The organism is Kaarinaea lacus (assembly GCF_975902315.1).
Genome location: NZ_CDLKIE010000381.1, coordinates 1 through 3,157, shown reverse-complemented (window position 1 = coordinate 3,157; position 3,157 = coordinate 1). Strand labels below are relative to the sequence as shown.

Sequence of the window (3,157 nt, the reverse complement as noted above, 5' to 3'; positions counted from 1 at the left end):
TTCCTGGGAATACAAGCTTAACGATTCAAAATTGGTTTGATACAATACGCATCCGCTTCAGAAGGTCGATAATAAATATCATGGCAGCCCGAAAAAAAACCAGTAAAAAGAAATCCACAGCAAAGAAGTCTGCCGCTAAGAAAAAAGCGTCAGTGAAAAAGAAAGCTGTTACTAAAAAGAAGGCATCAGCAAAGAAAAAAGCTGTGGCAAAAAAAAAGCAAGCTACGAAAAAGTCCGTTAAAAAATCTTCTTCGGTAACATCAAAAAAAACAGTTGCTAAAAAATCAGCAGCAGTTAGTGCATCCAGCACTAAAAAACCCAGTGGAAAAAACATCGGCAAAAAAGTGCTAACCAGAACCGGTCGTCTGGTGGGTAAGCGTGGAATTATTGTCAGGCAAGACGCTTACCTGGGTACCTATTTCTTAACGCTGGATTCCTGTAAGAATGACCCTGTTTATAAAGACCAGGAATGGGGTCCTTATTTCGAATCGCAGCTTGAGTTTCTGAAAAAGTAACGCCTGCACCAGTTTGCAATTCCTGGGTGCCGCTTGGCTATGAGTGAACTCATCCCGAAGAAATTCTTATCCCGATGCAATTTTAAAGTGTCGCCCATAACTCAAAAGCAAGTATAAACGCGACACTTGCGATTGCTGCAATGACAAAGTTTTCCAGTACCTGCATTTCAAATCACCTCTCATTAAGTCTTATTAATAAGTGTGGCGGATAATTCTGGCAATATTCTGACGAACAAAGATCAATACAGGTTTATTTAAACCTCGACCATATTGAATATTTTTCGGTTAAGCGACTTTTAAGATTCTCCTAAGAACCCAGTAATTAGCGACTGCTTTAATTATTAACAGGTGGTACGAGGAACACGTTGCACGGGGGCATGTTAATAATTCAACTGGATGGAGGATTTAATAATGAACTACGAAAATCTCACAGTTAGCCAAAGACTTAACCGTATTCTGTTGGGTGCCGCAATGATTGTATTTACCATGCTGACAAGTGCTACACCGCTTGGTTGGTTGGCGATACTTCCGTTACTGGCAACTTATCCAGTTTTCGCGGGTATTTACGGTACTGATCCTGTTGTGGAATTTACCAGGCAGCGCGTTGCTGGAATTTCGCGCGCGATTAACCACCTGCATATTAGTGACCATCGCTCCAGACACGTTTGATAGATTGCGCGCTTAGGTAAGAAGACAGGGGTTATGCATGTTTATGCATAACCCTTTGTTATTAAAGGGCTAGAAACTCTCCCAGAAACTCATTGCGACATTGGAATGTTATGTTATAACATAGCGTTTTTTCAATTCCGGTGTTGCTATGAAAAATCATTCTGTTCTTATTCCATTTAAAAAACACCAACATAACCACGCGTCCTGTGTAAAAACAGCATTAGAGGATGCGGAAGCCGCATGCCATGAATCAGGCTTGCGCCTGACGGACGCCAGGCGCCAGGTACTGGAACTGGTGTGGGGTAGCCATGCCCCTGTCAAGGCTTATGACATTCTGGAGCAGTTGCAGGTAAAAAATCCCAAAGCAGTTCCACCGACGGTTTATCGCGCCCTGGAGTTTTTACAGAATGCCGGACTGGTACATCGAATTGAGTCGCTTAATGCTTATGTGGGTTGTGGCTGCCCCGGTGAACCGCATATTGGACAATTCCTGATCTGTAAAACATGCGGTGCGGTCGCTGAAATTAATGAGCCGAAAATAACTGAACTGTTAAGTGAACAGGCAGCACAATTGGGATTTGCCACTGAGCAGCAGCTGGTTGAGTTAAAGGGGCTGTGCCCGCAATGCAGCTAGGCAGGGTTCACCATTCAATTTGTATCGTCCAGTGCTTGCTGGCTTGTATGATGCTGGTAGCCGGCCCGGTTAGCGCACAACCCGCATTGACGGTAGGTGTGAGTATTCTGCCGCAAAAATATTTCGTGAAGCGCATTGCGGGTAATAAGGCGAATGTAGTGGTGATGGTCGAGCCAGGTTATAACCCGGCAACCTATGAAGCCAAACCAAAACAGTTATCCCGTTTACAGGAAGCCATATTATATTTTCTTGTCGGCGTGCCTTTTGAAAGTAAGTGGATGAACGCGATTGTTCAGGTAAACCCGGATTTGAAGATTATACCTTTACCGGATGGCATTGAATTTCGAGTGATGAGTGATAGCGTGAATTTTGCGGCGCAAACCGAGGCTCACAAAAACAGTCATAACCATTCATCCATGACGGATCCGCATATCTGGTTGAATCCGCGCCTTGTTAAGCAATTGGCCCTGGCAATCAAGGCCGCGTTTATAGCCATCGATCCGGATAATATTGTTTTTTACGAAGAAAACTATAAAGATTTTGTGAATGATCTGGAGCAGCTGGATCACTACATACGAACGCAACTTAAAACAGTAAAAGCCAGACAGTTTATGGTGTTTCATCCGTCATGGGGATATTTTGGTGATGAATATGGTTTGCGTCAGATAGCGATTGAGCTGGAAGGTAAGCATCCAGGTGCAAAAACATTAAGCCAGTTGATTGAATTGGCGCGGCGTGAGCAGGTGAAGGTTATTTTTGTACAGAAACAATTCTCTGATCGTGATGCAAAAACGATTGCTGAACATATTGGCGCAAAGATCGTTTATGTTGATCCCTTAGCTGAAAATTATCTGGATAATTTGAAACATACTACTCACCTTTTTGTGGAAGCCCTTAAATGAGTAAAGAGCCGGTTATATCCATTAATGATGTCAGCTTTAGTTTCGATGGACCGAATATTCTGGAGCATGTGTCGCTACAGGTGATGGAAGGTGAGTTCCTGGGTATCGTTGGGCCCAATGGCGGTGGCAAAAGTACATTACTGAAGCTGATTCTGGATTTGATCCAGCCGGATTCCGGTCACATAAAAGTTTTGGGTAAATCCACCCGGCGAGGACGATCAGCGATAGGCTATGTGCCTCAGTATGCGGGATTTGAAAGATCATTTCCCATTACAGTGGAAAACGCTGTGTTTTTGGGGATGATGGGAAGCTCAAAAACAATATTCGGGTACAGTGATGAGGATTACCGTTGTGTTCAGGATGCGCTCCGGGAAACAGAAATTGAAGATCTCAGGGGGCGACTGTTAAGCACATTGTCAGGTGGTCAGTTACAAAGA

5 protein-coding genes are annotated in these 3,157 nt (G+C 43.8%); all 5 read left to right on the top strand.

The window, feature by feature from the left end:
• The coding region (locus tag ACWVCM_RS12260) for a hypothetical protein (RefSeq protein ID WP_455202042.1) at positions 1-515 on the top strand (515 nt) is incomplete at its 5' end.
• 411 nt (positions 516-926) lie between these two features.
• Positions 927-1,184 carry a hypothetical protein gene (locus tag ACWVCM_RS12255; protein ID WP_455202041.1) on the top strand — a complete coding sequence of 86 codons (258 nt, stop codon included), beginning with the start codon at positions 927-929 and terminating at the stop codon, positions 1,182-1,184.
• A gap of 148 nt (positions 1,185-1,332) precedes the next feature.
• Positions 1,333-1,818, top strand: coding sequence for a Fur family transcriptional regulator (locus tag ACWVCM_RS12250; protein WP_455202040.1), 486 nt, complete (start codon positions 1,333-1,335; stop codon positions 1,816-1,818).
• 47 nt (positions 1,819-1,865) lie between these two features.
• On the top strand, positions 1,866-2,720 hold the full coding sequence (locus ACWVCM_RS12245; protein ID WP_455202039.1) for a metal ABC transporter solute-binding protein, Zn/Mn family: 855 nt from the start codon (positions 1,866-1,868) through the stop codon (positions 2,718-2,720).
• Positions 2,717-3,157, top strand: a 441-nt coding sequence (locus ACWVCM_RS12240) for a metal ABC transporter ATP-binding protein (protein ID WP_455202038.1), incomplete at its 3' end; no start/stop codon positions are given. The genes ACWVCM_RS12245 and ACWVCM_RS12240, both read left to right, overlap by 4 nt.